The organism is Hyphomicrobium sp. MC1 (assembly GCF_000253295.1).
GTDB lineage: Bacteria > Pseudomonadota > Alphaproteobacteria > Rhizobiales > Hyphomicrobiaceae > Hyphomicrobium_B.
This window is the reverse complement of record NC_015717.1, coordinates 2,775,107-2,795,438: the sequence shown is the minus strand read 5'-3', so window position 1 is coordinate 2,795,438 and position 20,332 is coordinate 2,775,107. Positions and strand designations below refer to the sequence as shown.

Annotated in this window: 15 protein-coding genes and 3 tRNA genes; 11 read left to right on the top strand and 7 right to left on the bottom strand. The window is 58.3% G+C overall.

From position 1 onward, the window contains the following. The first annotated feature begins 109 nt into the window (after positions 1 to 109). Positions 110 to 205: transfer RNA gene (locus HYPMC_RS13560), tRNA-Sec, on the top strand. A 114-nt stretch (positions 206 to 319) separates the two neighbouring features. On the opposite strand, the gene HYPMC_RS13555 is transcribed toward HYPMC_RS13560, so the two are convergent. After that, positions 320 to 943, bottom strand: coding sequence for a sulfotransferase family 2 domain-containing protein (locus tag HYPMC_RS13555; protein ID WP_013948544.1), 624 nt, complete (start codon positions 941 to 943; stop codon positions 320 to 322). A 379-nt stretch (positions 944 to 1,322) separates the two neighbouring features. Between HYPMC_RS13555 and HYPMC_RS13545 the strand changes: the two genes are divergently transcribed. Next, positions 1,323 to 3,371, top strand: coding sequence for a glycosyltransferase (locus tag HYPMC_RS13545; RefSeq protein ID WP_013948543.1), 2,049 nt, complete (start codon positions 1,323 to 1,325; stop codon positions 3,369 to 3,371). Between the two features lie 196 nt (positions 3,372 to 3,567). Here HYPMC_RS13545 and selD read toward each other — a convergent pair whose 3' ends face one another. From selD to fdnG, 5 genes are all read right to left on the bottom strand, one after another. Then, positions 3,568 to 4,614, bottom strand: a complete 1,047-nt coding sequence (gene selD, locus HYPMC_RS13540) for a selenide, water dikinase SelD (protein ID WP_013948542.1) — start codon at positions 4,612 to 4,614, stop codon at positions 3,568 to 3,570. Between the two features lie 119 nt (positions 4,615 to 4,733). After that, positions 4,734 to 5,663 (bottom strand): formate dehydrogenase accessory protein FdhE, encoded by a 930-nt coding sequence (gene fdhE / locus HYPMC_RS13535; protein WP_013948541.1) that lies wholly within the window; start codon positions 5,661 to 5,663, stop codon positions 4,734 to 4,736. 10 nt (positions 5,664 to 5,673) lie between these two features. After that, entirely contained in the window at positions 5,674 to 6,345 is a 672-nt protein-coding gene (locus tag HYPMC_RS13530; RefSeq protein ID WP_013948540.1) for a formate dehydrogenase subunit gamma, read from the bottom strand. Continuing rightward, a complete protein-coding gene (gene fdxH / locus HYPMC_RS13525) occupies positions 6,342 to 7,289 on the bottom strand; it encodes a formate dehydrogenase subunit beta (RefSeq protein WP_013948539.1) in 948 nt (315 codons plus the stop codon). Before fdxH ends, HYPMC_RS13530 begins: the two co-directional genes overlap by 4 nt. Before the next feature lie 11 nt (positions 7,290 to 7,300). Then, positions 7,301 to 10,372, bottom strand: coding sequence for a formate dehydrogenase-N subunit alpha (gene fdnG / locus HYPMC_RS13520; protein ID WP_155831256.1), 3,072 nt, complete (start codon positions 10,370 to 10,372; stop codon positions 7,301 to 7,303). A gap of 497 nt (positions 10,373 to 10,869) precedes the next feature. Between fdnG and tig the strand changes: the two genes are divergently transcribed. From tig to HYPMC_RS13470, 9 genes are all read left to right on the top strand, one after another. After that, positions 10,870 to 12,231, top strand: a complete 1,362-nt coding sequence (gene tig / locus HYPMC_RS13510) for a trigger factor (protein ID WP_013948536.1) — start codon at positions 10,870 to 10,872, stop codon at positions 12,229 to 12,231. Between the two features lie 104 nt (positions 12,232 to 12,335). Next, positions 12,336 to 12,989, top strand: a complete 654-nt coding sequence (locus tag HYPMC_RS13505; RefSeq protein ID WP_013948535.1) for an ATP-dependent Clp protease proteolytic subunit — start codon at positions 12,336 to 12,338, stop codon at positions 12,987 to 12,989. A 350-nt stretch (positions 12,990 to 13,339) separates the two neighbouring features. Then, entirely contained in the window at positions 13,340 to 14,590 is a 1,251-nt protein-coding gene (gene clpX / locus HYPMC_RS13500; protein ID WP_013948534.1) for an ATP-dependent Clp protease ATP-binding subunit ClpX, read from the top strand. A gap of 278 nt (positions 14,591 to 14,868) precedes the next feature. Beyond that, on the top strand, positions 14,869 to 17,295 hold the full coding sequence (gene lon / locus HYPMC_RS13495) for an endopeptidase La (protein WP_013948533.1): 2,427 nt from the start codon (positions 14,869 to 14,871) through the stop codon (positions 17,293 to 17,295). Between the two features lie 252 nt (positions 17,296 to 17,547). After that, entirely contained in the window at positions 17,548 to 17,826 is a 279-nt protein-coding gene (locus HYPMC_RS13490; protein ID WP_013948531.1) for an HU family DNA-binding protein, read from the top strand. A gap of 89 nt (positions 17,827 to 17,915) precedes the next feature. Next, positions 17,916 to 17,990: transfer RNA gene (locus HYPMC_RS13485), tRNA-Val, on the top strand. A 181-nt stretch (positions 17,991 to 18,171) separates the two neighbouring features. Beyond that, on the top strand, positions 18,172 to 18,678 hold the full coding sequence (locus HYPMC_RS13480; RefSeq protein WP_013948530.1) for a DUF1993 family protein: 507 nt from the start codon (positions 18,172 to 18,174) through the stop codon (positions 18,676 to 18,678). 4 nt (positions 18,679 to 18,682) lie between these two features. Next, entirely contained in the window at positions 18,683 to 19,243 is a 561-nt protein-coding gene (locus HYPMC_RS13475; protein ID WP_013948529.1) for an AAA family ATPase, read from the top strand. A 117-nt stretch (positions 19,244 to 19,360) separates the two neighbouring features. Continuing rightward, positions 19,361 to 19,437: transfer RNA gene (locus HYPMC_RS13470), tRNA-Asp, on the top strand. A 125-nt stretch (positions 19,438 to 19,562) separates the two neighbouring features. Here HYPMC_RS13470 and HYPMC_RS13465 read toward each other — a convergent pair. Beyond that, positions 19,563 to 20,318, bottom strand: a complete 756-nt coding sequence (locus tag HYPMC_RS13465) for a HugZ family protein (protein WP_013948528.1) — start codon at positions 20,316 to 20,318, stop codon at positions 19,563 to 19,565. Positions 20,319 to 20,332 lie beyond the last annotated feature (14 nt).

The following is a 20,332-nucleotide window of genomic DNA, read 5'->3' as shown; positions in this document are numbered from 1 at the left end:
ATTTTTTGACCGCAACGGCGTGACGCTCCGCAAGGGTGATCTGCGCCGCATGAACCAACACCGGCTGGACTTGTTCGGAGGCATCGTGCATGCGTCCACAATGGCCGATGGAGGAGAATCGTCCCCGGTGGGGCGTTCGGACTTCAAATCCGAGTGGGGCAGCGAGCCTGCCCTTGGTGGGTTCGACTCCCATTCTCCTCCGCCAAGCGCCAGAACCCGCAAACCTAGCACATCGTGATCAATGCGGCCGATGCGGGCAATAACGCATGTTGTGCTGAATAAGGGGCGAATGGATGTCGGAGCGGGATGCTGCTAGTTTTTACCCATTGATATCACGTCGATATTCAAACCCGCCAATTGCATAACCAAATCTCTCGAAGTCAAGGCGATACATTTTCGTAATCGCCTCGATATCACGTTCGTTTAATTTGTGATTGTCTCTGGATTTTTCTACCCAGTGATTAAATGGCCGTGAAACTCCTAGCTTCGCCTCGATGAACTTCATATCTTCGTCGAGTTGCTCGTATCGCGCTATAAAATCTAATGGCTCGTTGAGGATATTGCAGTAAACCGCGTTGGGTTGATGTCGGTCATTTAATAGCTCGCTGCGATTCGAAAAGCGATAATCGTGCTCCAGAACTATGTCGCGACCAAAATGTGAATGGTATTCCTCGAAAGAAATACCATTTGGCGTTTGCCGCAAGCCAAAATAATCCGAATAGTGCAAGCATGATCGCATCCGATCTATCGGATTCCGAACCACGGCAAATTTGAAATAATCATCCCACCAGTTGGCATAAAGCTCTTTGGCCTGGCTGGCTAAAAGATGCTTGGTGTGAGGTTCGAATTCCCACCAATCCTGATTGCACAACCACGTCTCAATGCTTGTCCCCGCGCAGCGAGGGATATGCACGAAAATACACCGATATTCGTGAGAGATCATTATGCCATCCGTACTTATGGTCTACGTACTTTAAACAGGCCCATTGTTCTAAGTCTTCAGCAGAGCGGCGGAAACCAGTGGACAACGGGTTGATCAGACGTCAGGATCTCCGATAAGCTTTGCTCGCTCGCTGTTGTGTAATGCAAGCGTTGATCCGTCCGGCGGAAGCGGTTGTTCGCAATTGTGCGCGGGCAAGTGTCGTGTCGATCCACATTGAAGGATAGTCGGGGGAATTAGTCTGACTATGCCATCGGCGTCGATTGTCGGAATTGCCGTCAAGGTGGAGCCTTTTCAGCGCGCTTCTTCCTGAAAGAGGGATATCGTTCATGGAGAGAAGAGACGTTCGTCATCGTTCAACATTGAACTTTTCTCGCGCTTCATGCGCATAGCAATTACCGATAGTTTGCCCAATCGTCCTTGCACGGCCGAGCGAGAATTCATTCGACGATTTGCGGTTGCGGCGAAGAATGTTGGCCACGAGGCAATAGAGGTTGTCACGTCGAATGATATCATGACGTGCCAGCCCGACGTGGTACTTTGCCTTCACGAATTCACTCCTAAATTGACCGACTATCCTACGTTTGGAGTTATGTGGAGCCCTCCGGCGTTCTACAGGCACGATGCCTACCGTATTCGTTCAATAAGAAGCTATGACGCGTATCTGGTAGGCTCTCCTGCCGTCAAACAATACCTTGACGATCTGGAATTCCCTTCTCGGGTGCAGAAGCCAAAATCTGATTTTTGGTTCCTGCCGGTATCCCCTCGTCAAAAGTTGACCCCTTCCATTCCCAGCAAGGTTCGATCACTTGCGTACATCGGCGTACATTGGGACGGCGCCCGACACGCGGACGTGCTGACAAATCTTGCCGATGACGGGTCTCTCGCCGTCTATGGACCGGAATCGAACTGGACCCATCTTCAGTCAGGCTATCGCGGTCCTGTTCCTTTTAGTGGAACGGCTGTCCATGACATCCTCTCATCTCACGGCATTGCGTTATGCCTTCATAAGGCAGAACACAGAGAAGCCGACACTCCGTCTATGCGCCTGTTCGAAGCAGCCGCCGCAGGTTGCGTGATCATCGCCGATGAAATTCCGTTTGCTAAACGGATGCTTGCGGACGCCGCCCTTTACGTCGATCTCCGACAGTCTGCAGACAGAGTCGTTGGCGATATCAGGAAGTATCTGGAATGGATCAATCAGAATCCAGGTCAGGCCGATGAGTTGGCGAGACGAGCCCATACTGCCCTGAACCAAGAATACAACCTCGAAGATCTGATTTTCAAAACCGTTGATTTTGCCACCGAAGTTGCATCTATACAGCGCCACAACATAGAGGAAGTTAAGCGTTTTTATTCGATTCAAGAGACGGGGGCATCGGCCTCGAGACCGATATCCGAGCCGCTCATAGATATTATTATTCGCGTGGGAGGACGCTCTCTTTCATATGTGGAGCGCGCGGTTCAGAGTGTTGAGAGGCAACTCGTCGGAACATTTCGTATTCTGTTGGTTGATTGCAAAAAGAGAGACGACATACGAGCTATTGAGCATCGCTCATACAGTAACTTGAAAATTTGCTACCTCGAATGTGAAGATAACGGTCTTCGTAGTGCCGCGTTGTGGAGGGGGCTCCAAGCAGTAACCGCTCCTTTCTTCGCCGTTCTGGACGATGCGGATCAGATTGAACCCGATCACTTTTCGCACCTGCTATTTGCCTCCATCAGGCATCCTGAAGCCGGCTTTATTTATGGTGGCGTAATCCGTACGGAAGAGGACGAAGGCTGCTTCGTGGTGGCTCGCAATTTCAGAGGACCGGGCGGGAAACGGATCGAGGAAACACGTGAACTCAAGTTTCTCGATGAATTCAATCTCACGCGATTGATAACGGGCGACAATTATATTCATTCAAATGCTTGGATAGCTAGGAAGGAAGTCCTTGATTGGACACTTCTTCAAGATCCACGACTTGAATTCGCCGAGGACGTTTATCTTTACAATTTGATAGCTTCAAAGACGCGATTTGCATTGTGCAATAGAGCGACAGCGGTATGGAATTGGCGCACGGTCAGTGAAGATAATAGCGTATTTTTGGATAAAACTAGCGCGCGGATCGCATGCGACGAAAGAATAAGACTTCGCTTGCAGGAATTGACCTATGCCGGGACGGCGACTTTTTCCGAGCTGTTTCACGCTCAGAGGTCGTCAGCGGAGATCGTTAACGCGCTGTCCTCGCGCCACCTTCAAGAGAGCCCTCAAGAGAACGACAGTTCTAACGCGATAAAAAACGATAATTCCAAGACGATTAAACAAGTAGGCTATTTTAAATCGTGGCTGCAAACAGTTCCTATTTACAACTCCTATCGCGAAACGAGGCGGAGGCTCCGGCGAAACGCCAGATCGTTAAAAGAGGGCCAAGGTTCGCCGGAATGATCTGGCTCGAAATCGGATGTTTGCGGTTCCACTTCGGATGAAGTTCTCGGGCGTCCGGTCGGCGTATTTCCTGAATTCCTTTGCCGATTCGAACTGCGCGGTCGGCTGATTTGAACAGGGTGCGCTTCTTTTTCTGGAAGGACTTGTTGCCCGACATCAGTTGCCTGTCGAGCGTCCATCCTGACGGCGGCAGGATTCAGCGGATGCGAACTTGTGGCGTGCCGCTCGCAACTGAACCAATGATGCGCGCCATCGGATATCCGGCGCGTTCGATCTCGCTGCGAATGTTCTCGGCTTGATCTGCCGCACAGGCGACGAGAAGGCCGCCGGAGGTTTGCGGATCGGTCAGCAGCGCTTGCTGCCATTGCGGGTAATCACCCGGCAAAACGACCTCATGGCCATAGCTCGCCCAGTTGCGTCCAGAGGCGCCTGTGATGAAGCCGCTTTTGGCCAGCGCTTCGGCGCATGAAAGCAATGGCAGCTTATCAAATGCGATCTCAATGCTGACGCCGCTGCCACGCGCGATTTCGAGCGCGTGACCGAGAATGCCGAAGCCGGTCACATCGGTAATAGCGTGGACATCTGCGTTCTCGCCGAGCGTCTGACCGATCCGATTGAGCAGTGTGGTGGACGCCATAAACTCTGCGTACGCGTCGTCCGGCAACGCGCGCTTCTTGAAGGCGGCCGAGTAAATGCCGACGCCGATGCCTTTGGTTAGGATCAGCACGTCATCTGGCCTCGCGCCGGCATTGCGGCGGACGTTCTGCGGCTTTGCAAGCCCGATGACGGCAAGCCCATAGATCGGCTCCGGTGCGTCGATCGAATGCCCGCCTGCCACGGGAATGCCCGCCTCCGCGCAAACGGACGCGCCGCCGGCCAGGATCTCCCGCACGTCCTCAACGGAGAGTTTGCCGAGCGGCATGCCGAGGATCGCCAGCGCCATGATCGGCCGGCCGCCCATCGCATACACGTCCGAAATCGCATTGGCCGCCGCGATCCGCCCGAAGTCGCGGGGATCATCGACCATCGGCATGAAGAAATCGGTCGTCGCCACGATGCATTGATCGTCGTCGATCTGCCAGACGGCGGCATCATCGCCGGTTTCGTTGCCGACGAGCAGTTGCGCGAAGGGCCCCGCTGCGGGCTGTTTGGCGAGAAGGTCCTGCAGGACGGACGGCGCGAGTTTGCAACCGCAGCCGCCGCCATGCGCAAGGTCGGTCAAGCGTTGTGTGGGGCCAGACATGTTTCCTGCCAATGGTCGAGACGGATTGAGCCCTCGATATAGGCAGGCGCGCCAGCTATCGCCACGGCGATTTTTCGGAATGCATGGTTTCGTAAAAAGACGGACGCTACTTTCGCGTGTCAGCCGACGAGAAGCAGCGGATTGGGCGCATGCCGCGCCCAGCCGGCTTCTGACACCATGATATCAAGCCCGAGAGAAGCCAGATCGTCGGCGTAAGGATCGACCTTCGTATCTTTCACTTGGTAAAGCATCTTCGCGTATGTGTGGCAGTCGTCGCAAGTTTCCGCTTGGACGGCCGCCGAGCCGCCTTGAATACCTTTGAGCAGCAAGGCGCCGGAGCTTTCACATGTGATGCAGACCGCCCGCACGTGGTTCCACGCCGTCGAGCATAGTGAGCAATAGAGATACCGCGTGCCGGGCGTCGGCCCCGACGCGGTGATCAATCCTGAAACCGGCGTCGAGCCACAGCAGGGGCAAAGTCCGCGCTGCGGCAGCAGGCGAAGCGTCGACGCATCGAGGCTCGCGGCAAGGCGCGTGAAGTAGACCTGCAAGGCGGCTGCAACATAAAGCGCCGCGCCGACATCTCCTATGCTCAGAGCACCGCGCAGAAAACCGTCCGCTAAATCTTCGATGTCATTCACCGGCAAACCGCGCATGTTGGCGATGAGCGCCGCGGCAGGTTCGGGAATATCTTTGCCGTCGAGCTCTTCGAACAGCACTGCCAGTCCGTCGCGCCATGCTGCATGCCGGTGATGGCCATCTGCCGCGAGGGGCGGCATGCGCGCAGCGACCGATTGCTCGATGAGTGAAGGATCGATACCGGGCATTGGCGGTAACGTCGTCGCAGCTTTGTCCTGCGCGTCCGAAAGAAGCGCCATGAAGCCAAGCCACTTCGCCATAGGGTGACCGGTTGCAAGCGCTCGGAGACGGGCGGCCGTCGCAGAGAAGCGTGTTGTCAGATCGGGCAGAAGCATCGGCTCGGGCGTACTGACGCCGCCAAGCGGACTGCCGACCCATTTGCCGGTCGGTGGCGTGCCGCCTTGCTTCACGCAAAACTCCTTACTTGTGGAGAGGACCGTCCACGTTCGGCCGCGGACCGGTCGATCCCGTCGTCGCGAGCGATCGGAACCATTTCCGATGGTGCCGCCACGCCCAGCCCGGCGTCACCCAGCCTTGCGTCATGGCCCGCATAGAACCGCGCACCCAGATCGCAGCATAGACGTGAACGATCCAGATAATGATCGCGGCAATGGCAGCCAACGAATGAATGAGCAGAGCCGCGCGCTGCGTCGGGATCGACGTATAGCTGCCGAAATAATATTCCCAGATGACGAGGCCAGTAAAGAACAGCACCGGAACGAGAAGCGTCATCGACCAGAATACGAATTTCTGTCCGGCATTGAAGCGCGCAACTTCCGGAACGCCTTCCTCCTTGTTCTCCAGAACCTTGTCGATGGCCTTCATCCACGCGACATCGTCGCGGGTCCAAAGATTGTCGCGCCAGAACTGAACGATGAGGCCGGTATAGCTAATCAACAGCACACAACCGATCCACGGATGCGCCGCGCGCGTCCATTGCCCGCCGCCGAACAGGTTCGACAGCCAGTACAGTAGCGGATCGAACATCGACAGACCCGACAGCATCAAAAGAATGAAGCAGGCGGCGGTCAGCCAATGGTTGAGGCGAGTGATCGTGCTGTTACGTGTCAGCGTTCCATACGGGCGGCTCATGTCGGATGCTCCGTTCGCTGCGAACGGCCTCGGACTTCCGGGAAGCCGTTGGCCTCAAGAACGTGCTTGGCTTCATCTTCGTCTTCCGGCTGCACTTCGTTAGGTCCGGCGATGACCCAGTGCAGGAAACCTGAAACCGCTGCGGCCGCGATTCCGACCAGCGCAACCGGCTTGATGAGCCCCTTCCAGAATTCGACCATCGAACTGATCTTCGGATTTTCAGGCAGTCCGGCATAGAGCCCGGGCTTGTCGGCGTGATGCAGCACGTACATCACATGCGTGCCTTGGACACCCGGCGGATCATAGAGACCGGCGTTTTCAAATCCGCGCGATTTGAGGTCGACGATGCGCTCCCCCGCCCAGTCTGTCATGTCCTTTTTCGAGCCGAACATGATGGCGCCGGTCGGACAGGCTTTCACGCAGGCAGGCTCGAGCCCCACCGCCACGCGATCGGAACAGAGCGTGCACTTATACGATTTGTGATCGACCGGGCTGACACGCGGAATGTCGAACGGACAGCCTTTCACGCAATAGCCGCAGCCGATGCAATTCTCGCTGATGAAATCGACGATGCCGTTCGCGTACTGAACGATCGCGCCAGGAGCAGGGCAGGCCTTGAGACAGCCCGGATCCTCGCAATGCATGCAGCCGTCCTTGCGGATCAGCCATTCGAGGTTGCCGTCGGGATTTTCGTATTCCGTGAACTTCATCACGGTCCACGTGTGCGGATCGAGATCGAGCGGGTTGTCGTAGGTTCCGTGGAACTCGCCGACTTCGTCGCGTAGGTTGTTCCACTCCATGCACGCTGCCTGGCATGCCTTGCAGCCGATGCAACGCGTAACGTCGATGAGCTTCGACACCTGGTCTTCCCAGCTGCGCGCGTCGGGCGGTGTCATCGTCGTCGCGGAGCGGCGGATGTAGTCTTGCGATTGCAGATCAGACATCGGCTTCTCCGTCAGACCAGAGGTCCGTTGACACTTTCGATATTGACCAGGAACGCCTTGAACTCCGGCGTCTGCGTATTGGCGTCACCGACGGACGGCGTCAGCGTGTTGGCGCCGTAGCCCTTCTTCGCTTGGCCGGTGAAGCCCCAATGCAGCGGCACGCCGATCACATGCGTCGGCTTGCCGTCGACCATCATCGGCTTGATCCGCTTCGTGACGTAGGCCTTGCACACGATGAAGCCGCGCTTCGAAGCCACGCGGACCCAACCGTTCTGAGCGATGCCCTTTTCGTTCGCGAGAGCTTCGCCGATCTCGATGAATTCCTGAGGCTGCAGGATCGAGTTGATGCGGGCGTGCTTGGTCCAGAAGTGGAAGTGTTCTGTCAGACGGTAGGTCGTTGCCACATAAGGAAACTCGGCTGGCGATCCGAAATCGGCCCTGTCGTCGGGGAACACGCGCGCGGCCGGGTTCGACTGAACCTTCGGATGCAGCACGTTGATCGCCGGTGACTCGAACGGCTCGTAGTGTTCCGGGAATGGTCCTTCGACCATCATCTGGCGCGCGAACAGTCGTCCGACGCCTTCCGCGTTCATGATGAAGGGACCGACCGAGTCGGAAGGCTTCACCGTTGGGCCGTAGTCCGGCACGTCGATGCCGACCCACTTCGAGCCATCCCACTGGATGATCGGCTTCGCCGGATTCCATGGCTTGCCCGCGGGGTCCGCGCTGGCGCGATTGTAGAGAATGCGCCGGTTCATGGGCCACGCCCATGCCCAATTCGGTGCGATGCCTTGTTCGCGCGGATCGGATGCGTCGCGCCGGGCCATCTGGTTCCCCTTCTCGGTCCAACAGCCCGAGAAGATCCAGCAGCCCGACTCCGTTGTGCCATCATCGCGCAGTTGCGCGAAGCCATCGAGCAATTCGCCCGATTTCTTGATGACGGCGCCCGACGCGTCTTTGAGATCGACGCGCGCCCGGCCGTTCATGTCCTTCGCCAGCTCGTCCGGGTTGGGCTCGACCGGATTGGTGTAATTCCACGTGAGGTTCAGGATCGGATCGGGGAACGCGCCACCTTCCTTGCGATAAAGCTCGCGCATCCGGTGGAAGATTCCGGACATGATCCAGATGTCGGGCTTCGCCTGAGCAGGCGGCTCCGCAGCTTTCCAATGCCATTGCAGCCAACGCGCCGAGTTGACGAGCGAGCCGTCTTCTTCGGCAAAGCACGTCGTCGGCAGCTGGAACACTTCTGTCTGGATCTCGGCGGAGTCAGCCGGGTTTTGTGGCCCGAAGTTCTCCCAGAAACGCGACGTCTCCGTATCGAGTGGATCCATCGTGACGAGGAACTTGAGCTTCGACAAGCCGCGCCGGATCTTGCCGCGATCCGGGAACGCCTGCTGCGGGTTGAAGCCTTGGCAGATGTACCCATTCATCTCGCCCTGGTTCATCATCTCGAACGCCTTGATGATGTCGTAGAGCGGGATGTCGAGCTTCGGCAGCCAATCGTAAGCCCAGTTGTTTTCGGCTGTCGCCGCGTCGCCGTAGATCGATTTCTGGAAACTGACGAAGAACTTCTTATAGTTCGACCAATAGCTCGTCTGGCCTGGGCGCAGCGGCTTATAAAGTCGCGTCTTCATATAGTCGTCGAACGTAACCTCGTGATCGGCCGCAAGCGTCATGTAGCCAGGCATGAGGTTCGACAACAAACCAACGTCGGTCAGGCCTTGAATGTTCGAGTGGCCGCGTAGCGCATTCATGCCACCGCCGGCGATGCCGATGTTGCCGAGCAGCAGCTGCACCATCGCCATCGTGCGGATGTTCTGCGAGCCGATCGAGTGCTGTGTCCAGCCAAGCGCGAACAGGCTCGTCATCGCTTTGTCGGGCGCCGCCGTCTCCGCGATCATCTCGCAGATGTGCAGGTATTTATCCTGAGGCGTACCGCAAATGCGCGACACCATCTCGGGCGTGTAGCGCGCGACGTGGGTCTTCAGAAGGTTCATGACGCAGCGCGGATGCTGCCACGTATCGTCAACCTTGGCGAAGCCTTGATCGTCGAGTTCGTAGTCCCAGCTCGATGTGTCGTACTGACCCTTCTCGCGGTCGTACCCGCTGAACAGACCGTCTTCGAAGCCGTAGCCTTCTTTCACGATCAGGCCGGCGTTCGTATAGGCACGCACGTACTCGTGCAGGATCTTGTCCTTTTCGAGCAGATACCGGATCACGCCCGACAGGAAGGCGATGTCGGTTCCCGGACGGATCGGCGCATAATAGTCGGCGACCGACGCCGTCCGCGTAAAGCGCGGATCAACGACGACGAGCTTCGCCGCATTTTCTATTTTTGCTTCGACGACCCACTTGAAGCCGCATGGATGCGCTTCAGCGGCGTTTCCGCCCATAACGATGACCAAGTCGGCATTCTTGATATCCTGCCAAGTGTTGGTCATTGCGCCGCGACCGAATGTTGGAGCCAGACTGGCCACCGTCGGTCCGTGTCAGACACGTGCTTGGTTATCGAAGACCAACATCCCGAATGAGCGGGCGACTTTCCACGTGAGGTACGATGTTTCGGTCGATGAAGCCGAAGCCGCCAGCATGCCGGTAGAGATCCAGCGGTTGACGGTGGTGCCCTCGGCATTCTTGGCGATGAAATTCTTATCGCGGTCGTCCTTCATCAGGCGCGCGATGCGATCGAGCGCCCAATCCCACGAGACTTCCTCAAATTCGGTGCCGCCCGGCTTGCGATACTTGGGCACCTGCAGGCGCGTCGGCGCGTGGACGATGTCAAGGAGCGCCGAGCCCTTCGGGCAGAGCGTGCCGCGGTTCACCGGATGGTCCGGGTCGCCTTCGATGTGAATGATGTCGGAGCGCGCGTTCTTGGCGCCGTCGCCGAGCGTGTAGATTAGGATGCCGCAAGCGACAGAACAGTAGGTGCAGGTGTTCCGCGTCTCCTTGGCGTGGGTGAGCTTGAAGGGTCGAACGTCTTCCGCGACCGCCTCACCGCAACCACCAAACCCGAGCGCGCCCATGCTCGATGTCGCAAGCGCCGCGCCTGTGAGCTTTATGAAGCCTCTGCGAGTGAGATCCATGCCGGGCGCTCCATCTTCCATGCCTGCAACTTTTAACAGTTCTAGATGGCGGTCGTATAGCCCTCGTGAACATGGATCGGGGAATTGGCCGCAGTTTTTCAAGAACTTAGCTATAGTTCCACGGAAATAATCGTGCGTTTTTGATAGACAACCATTCGAACGGCCGTCCGTTGCAATCGTTTCGGCGCCAAGCCTGTCTTTGACGGCCATGCGACAGCGTATTGCCAATCTCCCTGAAAGGCTGTTTAAGCCTCGGCATAGGCTTCCAGGCGCGTGATGCTGGCATTCCCGATGGGGCATGGCCAAGGATTCGTGGCTTGCGGTGGTTTAAAAACGTAGCAAATTCAAAGCAATACCTCTGGGGGCTCACTTCTGTCCGCACGAGTGTTGCGGCAGCCGGCGGTGTTTGGCGCTTTGTGGACCCGCGGGCGGCTTCCTAAATAGTCGGTCGGCGAGGTCGGGTGCCGCGCTTTGACCTCCAATTCAGGACACGGACAATGCAAGTCACGGAAACGGCACGAGAAGGATTGAAGCGGACGCTACAAGTGGTCGTCGGCCAGGCGGAGCTGAGCGAGCGTTTCGCGACCCGCCTCGACGAACTGAAGGGCCGTGTGGAGATCAAAGGGTTTCGCCGCGGCAAGGTTCCCGTCGCGCACATCAAGAAGCTCTACGGCAAGTCGCTGATGCAGGAAGTGATGGAGCAGACGCTCAACGAAACAAGCGCGCAGGCCATCAAGGATCGCAACGAGCGTCCGGCGCAGCAGCCGAAGGTCGAACTCGTCGACTTCAACGAGGAGACGTTCGAGAAAATCGCGAACGGCCAGGGCGATCTTGCATACAACATGTCGTTCGAGGTTCTGCCGCCGATTCCGCTGGCCGATCTGTCGGCGCTAAAACTCGAAAAGCTCGTCGCCGACGTTGACGACGAAGCCGTCGACAAAGCGCTCTCGAACCTCGCCGAACGCAATACGGCTTATGACATCGAAGAGGGACGCGCCGCATCGGAAGGCGATCTCGTGACGCTCGATTTCGTCGGCAAGATCGACGGCGAGGCTTTTGAAGGCGGTTCGGCCGAAGGCCAGAGCCTCGTGATCGGCAAGAAGCAGTTTATTCCGGGCTTCGAAGAAGGCTTGGTGGGCCTGAAAGCCGGCGACGAGAAGGTCGTCAGCGCAACGTTCCCGGCCGAATATCCGGTGGCTGCTCTGGCGGGCAAAACCGCTGAGTTCGACGTCAAGGTCAAGGGCGTTTCGAAGTCCCGCACGCCGGCTGTCGATGAAGATTTCGCTAAGGGCGTCGGCGCCGAAAGCCTTGAGCAGCTGCGCGGCTTTATCTCTGAGCAGATCAAGCGCGAGTACGATCAGGCGTCGCGCCAGAAGCTGAAGCGCGAGCTTCTCGATGCACTCGACGCTGCCCATACGTTCGAGCTTCCGGCGTCTCTTGTCGATTTCGAATTCGACAATATATGGACTCAACTCGAGAACAATCTAAAAGCCACGAACAAGACGTTCGCCGACGAAGGCAAGACCGAGGACGAGGCGCGCGCCGAGTATCGGAAGATCGCCGAACGCCGGGTGCGCCTTGGTCTCGTGATCGGCGAGATCGGCGAGAAGAACAATCTGCAAGTCTCCCAGGACGAGTTGCGCAGGGCGCTGGTCGAACAGGCGCGCCGCTATCCGGGTCAGGAGAAGCAGGTATACGAATACTACGAGAAGACCCCTGGCGCGCTCGCTGAGCTGCGCGCACCGATCTTCGAGGATAAGGTCATCGACTTCGTCGTCGACGAAGCCAAGCCGACCGAGAAGAAAGTGACGCGCGACGAGCTTCTGAAGGCGGTCCAAGAGGCGACCGAAGAGCAGTGAGCCGCGTCAGCGGCTTCTGCAATTCAATACGCTCCTGAAATGCGTGCGAGTCAGGCGGGCGAGGCCGAGCGGTCTGCCCGCCGAAATGAGGAAAGACGAAGGCGATGCGCGATCCGATCAATACCTTGACCAACACCTTCTGGCCTATGGTCGTCGAGCAGACGACGCGCGGCGAGCGCGGCTACGACCTTCCTTCGCGGCTTCTGAAGGAACGCATCATCTTCGTGACCGGCCCGGTCGAAGATCACATGGCTGCATCGATCTGCATGCAGCTTCTGTTCCTCGAGTCCGAGAACCCGAAGAAAGAGATCTCGATGTACATCAACTCGCCGGGCGGTGTCGTCACGGCGGGTATGGCGATCTACGACACGATGCAGTTCGTGAAGCCGGCCGTCGCCACGCTGTGCATCGGCCAGGCTGCCTCGATGGGTTCGTTGCTGCTTTGTGCCGGTGCGAAGGGCATGCGCTACGCGCTCCCGAACGCTCGCGTCATGGTGCACCAGCCGTCGGGCGGTTTCTCTGGCCAAGCGTCCGACATTGAGCGCCACGCCGAGGACATCATCAAAATGAAGCGGCGTCTCAACGAGACCTATGTGAAGCACACGGGTCAGACCTACGAGATGGTTGATAAGACGCTGGACCGCGACTACTTCATGACGGCCGACCAGGCCCGCGATTTCGGCCTGATCGACAAAGTCCTCGAAAACCGCGACGAAGTCGAAGGGACTGTCTTCGAACCTGGCAAAATCGCCGACTGATAAGGCAAATTGCCAGCGCAACTCGGCCGTTCGCGGTCGGAACACCACGAGAGTGGGCGGCAATTCGCCCTCTCAGGAGAACAAACGCTGCACATCAGCGTGTGAGTTTAGGTAAATGCTCGGATTGAATCGCCGGTGTTGCCAGCTCGTTTATCAACTGTGGCAATAGCGCCGCTTGCGAGCTGTGGCCGGGTAGGCTCCATTAATCCAATCTTGATCTGCTGAACGATAGCGTGCTCAGATTGGCTATGGAGTTCACGTCGCCGCAGAATCGGCTCAGCGCCGAGCGTGAAAAGCGGGCCAAAGCAAGAACATCGCGTTGGTGGGTCTTGCACGGAAGGTGAGAACAAATGGCTCAAGAGAAGAACACTCTCTACTGCTCTTTCTGCGGCAAGAGCCAGCATGAGGTCCGCAAACTGATTGCTGGCCCGACGGTATTCATCTGCGATGAATGCGTCGAACTTTGCATGGACATCATCCGCGAGGAGAACAAGAACACCCTCGTCAAATCCCGCGACGGCGTTCCGACCCCGCAGGAGATTTGCGGCGTGCTCGACAGCTACGTCATTGGCCAGAACCATGCCAAGCGCGTTCTCTCTGTCGCGGTCCATAACCATTACAAGCGCCTGAACCACGCTTCGAAGAACAACGACGTGGAGTTGGCGAAGTCGAACATCCTGCTCGTCGGACCGACGGGTTCGGGCAAGACGCTGCTCGCACAAACGCTGGCGCGTATCCTGGATGTTCCGTTCACGATGGCAGACGCCACGACGCTCACCGAAGCCGGTTACGTCGGCGAGGACGTCGAGAACATCATCCTGAAGCTGCTGCAGGCTGCTGACTACAACGTCGAGCGGGCGCAGCGCGGCATCGTCTATATCGACGAGGTCGACAAGATCAGCCGCAAGTCCGACAACCCATCGATCACGCGGGATGTCTCGGGCGAGGGCGTGCAGCAGGCGCTTCTGAAGATCATGGAAGGAACCGTTGCGTCGGTTCCTCCGCAGGGCGGCCGCAAGCATCCTCAGCAGGAATTCCTGCAGGTCGACACGACGAACATCCTCTTCATCTGCGGCGGCGCGTTCGCCGGCTTGGAGAAGATCATCTCACGTCGTGGCAAGGGTTCCTCGATTGGCTTCCAGGCCCGCGTCAGCGGTCCGGACGAACGTCGCACGGGCGAGATCCTGCGCAACGTCGAGCCGGAAGATCTGCTGAAGTTCGGCTTGATCCCGGAATTCATCGGCCGTCTGCCGGTCATCGCAACGCTGGAAGACCTCGACGAGTCGGCGCTCGTTCAGATCCTGACCGAGCCGAAGAACGCCATCGTCAAGCAGTACCAGCGCTTGTTCGAGATGGAAGACGTCAAGCTGACGATCACGCTTGATGCTCTGAAGGCGATTTCGCGCAAGGCCATCGAGCGCAAGACCGGTGCACGTGGCCTGCGGTCCATCATGGAGGGCATCCTGCTCGACACGATGTACGACCTGCCGACGCTTAAGGGCGTCGAGGAGGTCGTGATCGGACCGGAAATCGTCGAGGGCTCGGCGAAGCCACTGCGGATCTACACGGAACGCGCGGAAGAGAAGGGCTCGACAGCCTGAGCCGTCGCGACAATTAACGCTTTCCCGGGGCACTGCCCCGGGACTTGTTTGCGGGGCGCTGGTCCCCATTTGTTCGGAGGGAGTGGCGTCAAGCAGCCAGCCGTATTTCTCCGAAAACCGGTGTCTAGGGCTTGGGTCTCACCCCGCGCTCGCGCTCACGAGCATGCAGAACCGTCGCCACAAAAAGGGGCGGGACGCGTGGCTCCTAAAGTGGAACGGGTGTGGAATGTACCGGTAGGATATGACAGACCTTCGGTGCACGGCGAATAGGTAGTGAAATGAGCGAAGACAAAAAGACCAAGGAAAAAGCCAGCGGAAAAGAGCTGTTCCCGGTTCTGCCGCTCCGAGACATCGTCGTTTTTCCCTACATGGTCGTCCCCCTCTTTGTCGGGCGCGAGAAGTCGATCGCGGCCCTTGAAGAGGTCATGCGCGCCGACAAGCAAATTCTGCTCGCCGCGCAAAAGAACGCCAGCGATGACGATCCGGCGCCCGATGCCATCTACGAGATCGGCACGCTCGCATCGGTTCTGCAACTTTTGAAGCTTCCCGACGGGACAGTGAAAGTCCTCGTCGAAGGCAATGCGCGCGCCAAGATCACGCGCTACACGTCGAACGCCAACTATTTCGAGGCTGAGGTCGAGCGCGTCGCTGAAGTTCCCGGCGCCAAGGACGAACTCGAAGCGCTGGCGCGTTCCGTCGTGACCCAGTTCGAAAGCTACGTGAAGCTCAACAAGAAGGTCTCGCCCGAGGTCTTGAGCAACGTTGGCCAGATCGAGGATTACGCGAAGCTCGCAGACACGATCGCCTCGCATCTCGCAGTCAAAATTTCTGACAAGCAGGACGTGCTCGAAACCGCCAGCATCTCCGAGCGGCTTGAGCGTGTCTACACGCTGATGGAAAGCGAGATCTCGGTTCTCCAGGTCGAGCGTAAGATCCGTTCGCGCGTTAAGCGCCAGATGGAGAAGACGCAGCGCGAGTACTATCTGAATGAGCAGATGAAGGCCATTCAGAAGGAGCTGGGCGATTCCGACGAGCGCGACGACATCGCCGAGTTCGAGGAAAAGATCGAGAACACCAAGCTGTCGAAGGAAGCCAAGGACAAGGCGCTCGCTGAGCTGAAGAAGCTCAAGCAGATGTCGCCGATGTCGGCCGAAGCGACGGTCGTGCGCAACTATCTCGATTGGCTGCTGTCGATCCCGTGGGGGATCAAGGGCAAGGTCAAGAAGGATATCGCCGAGGCCCAGCAGGTTCTCGACCAGGAGCACTATGGCCTGGAGAAGGTCAAGGAACGCATCCTTGAGTACCTCGCCGTGCAGGCGCGGACGAACAAGCTCAAGGGGCCGATCCTGTGCCTCGTCGGTCCTCCTGGCGTCGGTAAGACGTCTCTGGGCAAGTCGATCGCTAACGCGACCGGCCGTGAGTTCGTGCGCATGTCGCTGGGCGGCGTCCGTGACGAAGCGGAAATCCGCGGCCATCGCCGCACCTACATCGGCTCGATGCCCGGCAAGGTCATCCAGTCCATGAAGAAGGCAAAGCGGACGAACCCGCTCTTCCTCTTGGACGAGATCGACAAGATGGGCCAGGACTTCCGCGGCGACCCTGCGGCGGCTCTGCTCGAAGTGCTCGATCCGGAACAGAACCAGTCCTTCAATGATCACTATCTTGAGGTCGACTACGATCTCTCGAACGTGATGTTCGTGACGACGGCCAATACGCTGAACATCCCCGCGGCCCTTATGGACCGTATGGAAATCATTCGGCTCGCTGGCTACACGGAAGACGAGAAGCTTGAGATCGCCAAGCGCCACTTGATCCCTGAGCAGTATGCAGCTCACGGCCTCGAACAGGGCGAGTGGACGGTCGAAGACGACGCACTGAAGGAAGTCATTCGCCGCTACACACGTGAAGCCGGTGTGCGTTCGCTCGAACGCGAAATCGCCAAGCTCGCCCGCAAGGCCGTGAAGGAAATCCTGACGTCGTCGAAGACCTCGATCGTCGTCACCGCGGAGAACGTTCACGACTTCCTCGGCGTGCCGAAGTACCGCTTCGGTGAAGCTGAGCTCGAGGATCAGGTCGGTATCGTTACCGGCTTGGCCTGGACGGAAGTCGGCGGCGAGCTGCTCACGATCGAAGGCGTTATGATGCCGGGCAAGGGCAGGATGACCGTCACGGGCAACCTGCGTGACGTGATGAAGGAGTCGATCCAGGCCGCGAACGCCTACGTGCGCTCGCACTCGGTTGATTTCGGCATCCATCCGTCGCTCTTCGAAAAGCGCGACATCCACGTGCACGTGCCGGAAGGCGCAACGCCGAAGGATGGACCGTCTGCAGGCATCGCCATGACGACGGCGATCATCTCGGTTCTGACCGGCATCCCCGTCCGCAAGGACGTCGCGATGACGGGCGAGATCACGCTGCGCGGTCGCGTGCTGCCGATCGGTGGACTGAAAGAGAAACTGCTCGCGGCTCTTCGCGGCGGCATCAAGACGGTCATCATTCCCGAGGAGAACCGCAAGGATCTCGCGGAAATTCCGTCGGAAGTGCAGACCAAGATGGACATCATCCCGGTCTCGCGTCTCGATGAAGTCCTGAAGGTCGCACTCGTCCGTGTGCCGGAGCCCATCACGTGGGACGAAGCTGCGGAAGCTGAGGCTCTGGAAGCCAAAGAAGCGGCCAAAGGCGGTGCGCGAATTACCGCACACTGACTTTCGTCGAGTAAGCGTAAATTTACGTTAAGAAATGCCCCTGCTCGGTTGCCGCGCAGGGGCATTTTGTTCTGGGCGGAATGAGCATTAGGATGCGCTTTTGTCCGGAAATACGGGCTTTTTCCGCTTGACGACCGGGGCGATTGAGCGCTTCTAGCCCTTCATGCGCGGCCCGCTACTCCCCGAAATGGCCGCCTCGGGCTTCGAGCCCACGCGCCGAAGCCCCACCTCCCACATTAGAGGAAAGACGAGATGAGCAAGAAAGATTTGATTGATGCCGTTGCCCGAGATTGCGAGCTGACGAAGGAGAAGGCGAGTGGCGTTGTTGATGCCGTTCTCGCCCACATTCGTGCCGCGATGAAGGACGGCCATGAAGTGCGCATCCCGGATTTCGGCACGTTCAAGGTCGCTGCCCGTAAGGCGCGCGAAGGCCGCAATCCGGCGACCGGCAAAACGATCCAGATTCCGGCTTCACGCGTGCCGAAGTTCACGCCGGCCAAGGGCCTGAAAGACGCGCTGAACATCAACTAAGCCGCGTTACACTTTTCCACGCGCGCCGCGGAAGTGGCGCGCGTGTTTGTTTTGACAGCCTTTTGCAGACAGACTAGCAAAGGCGCGTCGGGCGGTTAGCTCAGTGGTAGAGCGCCTCGTTTACACCGAGGATGTCGGGAGTTCGACCCTCTCACCGCCCACCATGTTGCTTCGTTCCAGGCGACAGGCCCGTGAGCCGGCGGCATCCCACCTCGCCAATCCCCAAGAAAATAAGCGTGCGTAGACGTTGGCGCAAACGTAGCGCAGCTGACGTATGTCTTGCTGCCGCTGGCCAGCTATCATACGTTAGTTCGGTATTACCGAACTTTAGAAAGAGGAAACACAATGGCTCTATCATTGTATGACATCGCCATCCCGACCTTTCAGAAGCAGCTCTCAGCGCTTGAAGCGTTCCTCGACAAGGCCGCACAGCAGGCGGCCGCGAAGAAGATCGACTTTGCAGTTTATCTCGGCTCGCGTCTGTATCCCGATATGTTCAACCTGACGCGTCAGGTTCAGCTCGCGACCGATTTCGCCAAGGCTGCGCCGGCGCGGCTCACCGGGACAGAGGTGCCGGGCTTTCCCGACGTCGAGACGACACTGCCGGAGCTGAAGGCGCGCATCGCAAAGATTCAGGCGCTTCTCGCCGCCTATAAGCCCGGACAGTTCGAAGGCGCAGATACGCGCGAACTGACGATCAAGACCGGCGGCCAGGACGTGACCATGACGGGACGCGAATACCTGCTCCACGTCGCGTTCCCGAACTTCTATTTCCACTGCACCACTGCCTACGACATTCTGCGCCACAACGGCATTGAGATCGGTAAGCGCGATTTCGTCGGCCGAACCTGAGCACATGGCGCAACCGGTGAAAATCGGATCACGTCTAGTTATCGTTACGGGCGGACCTGGCTCCGGTAAAAGCTCGCTGGCGGCAGCCTTGGCTGACGCCGGCTTTCGAACCATGCCGGAAGCGGGACGGGGTATCATTCGCGACCAGGTAGCGATCGGCGGCGCGGCACTCCCGTGGGCGGATCAAAATGCATTTGCCGATCTTATGCTGAGTTGGGATCTGCGCTCCTATCGCGAAGCTCAAGCGGCTGCCGAAATAGGAATTGTCTTCTTCGACCGCGGTATCCCGGACGTCATTGGCTATCTGCAACTTTCTGGCTTACCGGTACCGCCGCAGGTGCAGCGCGCTGCAGAAATGTTTCGTTATAATAATCGCGTCTTCATAGCGCCGCCCTGGCCCGAAATTTTCACCCAGGATTCCGAACGCAAGCAGACGATTGAGGAGGCGGAAGCCACCTACCATGCCATGGCCGACGTCTATACTGGGTTGGGCTATGAATTGGTCACCTTGCCGCGCCTGCCCGTTGCCGAGCGTGCGGCCTTTGTTCTGTCGACTTGCGCCTGAGTTTCAATCGGTTGGAAGCGCTGTGAGCGCATCCAAATTCTATCAACCGGCCGCTTGACTTGGACGCCGCGAACACGTATCTCGACCGCTCGCATCGATGCTCTGCGCATCTGGATTGCGGGAGTAGCTCAGTTGGTTAGAGCGCCGCCCTGTCACGGCGGAGGCCGCGGGTTCAAGTCCCGTCTCTCGCGCCATTTATCAGTCCGATAAACGGTTGTCTGATGATGGCTTCGACGGTGGCCGATTTACAGCCACCGCAACACGAATTCCCACTCGCAATACCAAAGATGGTCGGCATACCGCCAGACCGAATGGCGTCTCAGGCAGAACTGGGCGTTTCTTTTGCCAGCGCCACGAGCACCGGCCTCAGTTCCGCAGCCGACGACAACGGACGGTCGAACCACAGCCGCGCGGCGCGTTCGCCGCAGATGAGGTCCAGCCCCTCGGGATCGAGCGTCGAAAGCTTCCAGCCGCCCGGTTCCTCACCGATCTTCGCCGCATAACGCTCGATCGCGGCGAGATGATCGGAATTCATATGTGAGACGGCACCGTCTTCCATGTCCGCCAGCGCCTCGACGCCATCGAGTGACGTCGCAAGATCAGCAGCTTTCATCGCGTAGGCCTTGCCGAAGCCGCCGTTCAAAGATGCGCGCGCCGTCTCGAAACGCCAGAACGAAAAATCCGGAAAGTCGACGTAAAGCGCCGCCTTCGGATTCCGCCTGAGATAGCGGCTGCGATAAAGTGTAAGTTCGGCGCCCGCGGGAACTGGTTTAGCCGTGCCGATCAGCGTCATGCGTGGATGGGCGAGGGGATCGCCCTTGCCGGGTTCGCCGACGAGCAATGAGCATTTCCCGTCCGCCATCAAGTTGGTGCAATGGGACGAGAGCCGGGAAATAAGAAATATCGGCGCGCCATCCATAGCGGTGGCAAGGCTGACACGGCTCACTGACGGCGAGCCGTCGAGTGGATCAAGCGTTCCTAGTGCGCCATAGCGGGCGCTCCGCACGAGCGTCTTACCGAGCCGAATAGCTGTGTCGTCGACGGGCTGCAGGACGTCGAGTTTCTTTTCTTCCATGGTCGATGTTCCTT

What these genes read in the sequence shown, in the direction of transcription:
- clpX (WP_013948534.1), top strand. Translation starts at nt 13,340, where the DNA reads ATGGCTCAAGAGAAGAACACTCTCTACTGCTCTTTCTGCGGCAAGAGC.
- fdxH (WP_013948539.1), bottom strand. Translation starts at nt 7,289, where the DNA reads ATGTCTGATCTGCAATCGCAAGACTACATCCGCCGCTCCGCGACGACG.
- tig (WP_013948536.1), top strand. Translation starts at nt 10,870, where the DNA reads ATGCAAGTCACGGAAACGGCACGAGAAGGATTGAAGCGGACGCTACAA.
- HYPMC_RS13480 (WP_013948530.1), top strand. Translation starts at nt 18,172, where the DNA reads ATGGCTCTATCATTGTATGACATCGCCATCCCGACCTTTCAGAAGCAG.
- HYPMC_RS13465 (WP_013948528.1), bottom strand. Translation starts at nt 20,318, where the DNA reads ATGGAAGAAAAGAAACTCGACGTCCTGCAGCCCGTCGACGACACAGCT.
- HYPMC_RS13505 (WP_013948535.1), top strand. Translation starts at nt 12,336, where the DNA reads ATGCGCGATCCGATCAATACCTTGACCAACACCTTCTGGCCTATGGTC.
- HYPMC_RS13555 (WP_013948544.1), bottom strand. Translation starts at nt 943, where the DNA reads ATGATCTCTCACGAATATCGGTGTATTTTCGTGCATATCCCTCGCTGC.
- HYPMC_RS13530 (WP_013948540.1), bottom strand. Translation starts at nt 6,345, where the DNA reads ATGAGCCGCCCGTATGGAACGCTGACACGTAACAGCACGATCACTCGC.
- lon (WP_013948533.1), top strand. Translation starts at nt 14,869, where the DNA reads ATGAGCGAAGACAAAAAGACCAAGGAAAAAGCCAGCGGAAAAGAGCTG.
- HYPMC_RS13545 (WP_013948543.1), top strand. Translation starts at nt 1,323, where the DNA reads ATGCGCATAGCAATTACCGATAGTTTGCCCAATCGTCCTTGCACGGCC.
- selD (WP_013948542.1), bottom strand. Translation starts at nt 4,614, where the DNA reads ATGTCTGGCCCCACACAACGCTTGACCGACCTTGCGCATGGCGGCGGC.
- HYPMC_RS13490 (WP_013948531.1), top strand. Translation starts at nt 17,548, where the DNA reads ATGAGCAAGAAAGATTTGATTGATGCCGTTGCCCGAGATTGCGAGCTG.
- HYPMC_RS13475 (WP_013948529.1), top strand. Translation starts at nt 18,683, where the DNA reads ATGGCGCAACCGGTGAAAATCGGATCACGTCTAGTTATCGTTACGGGC.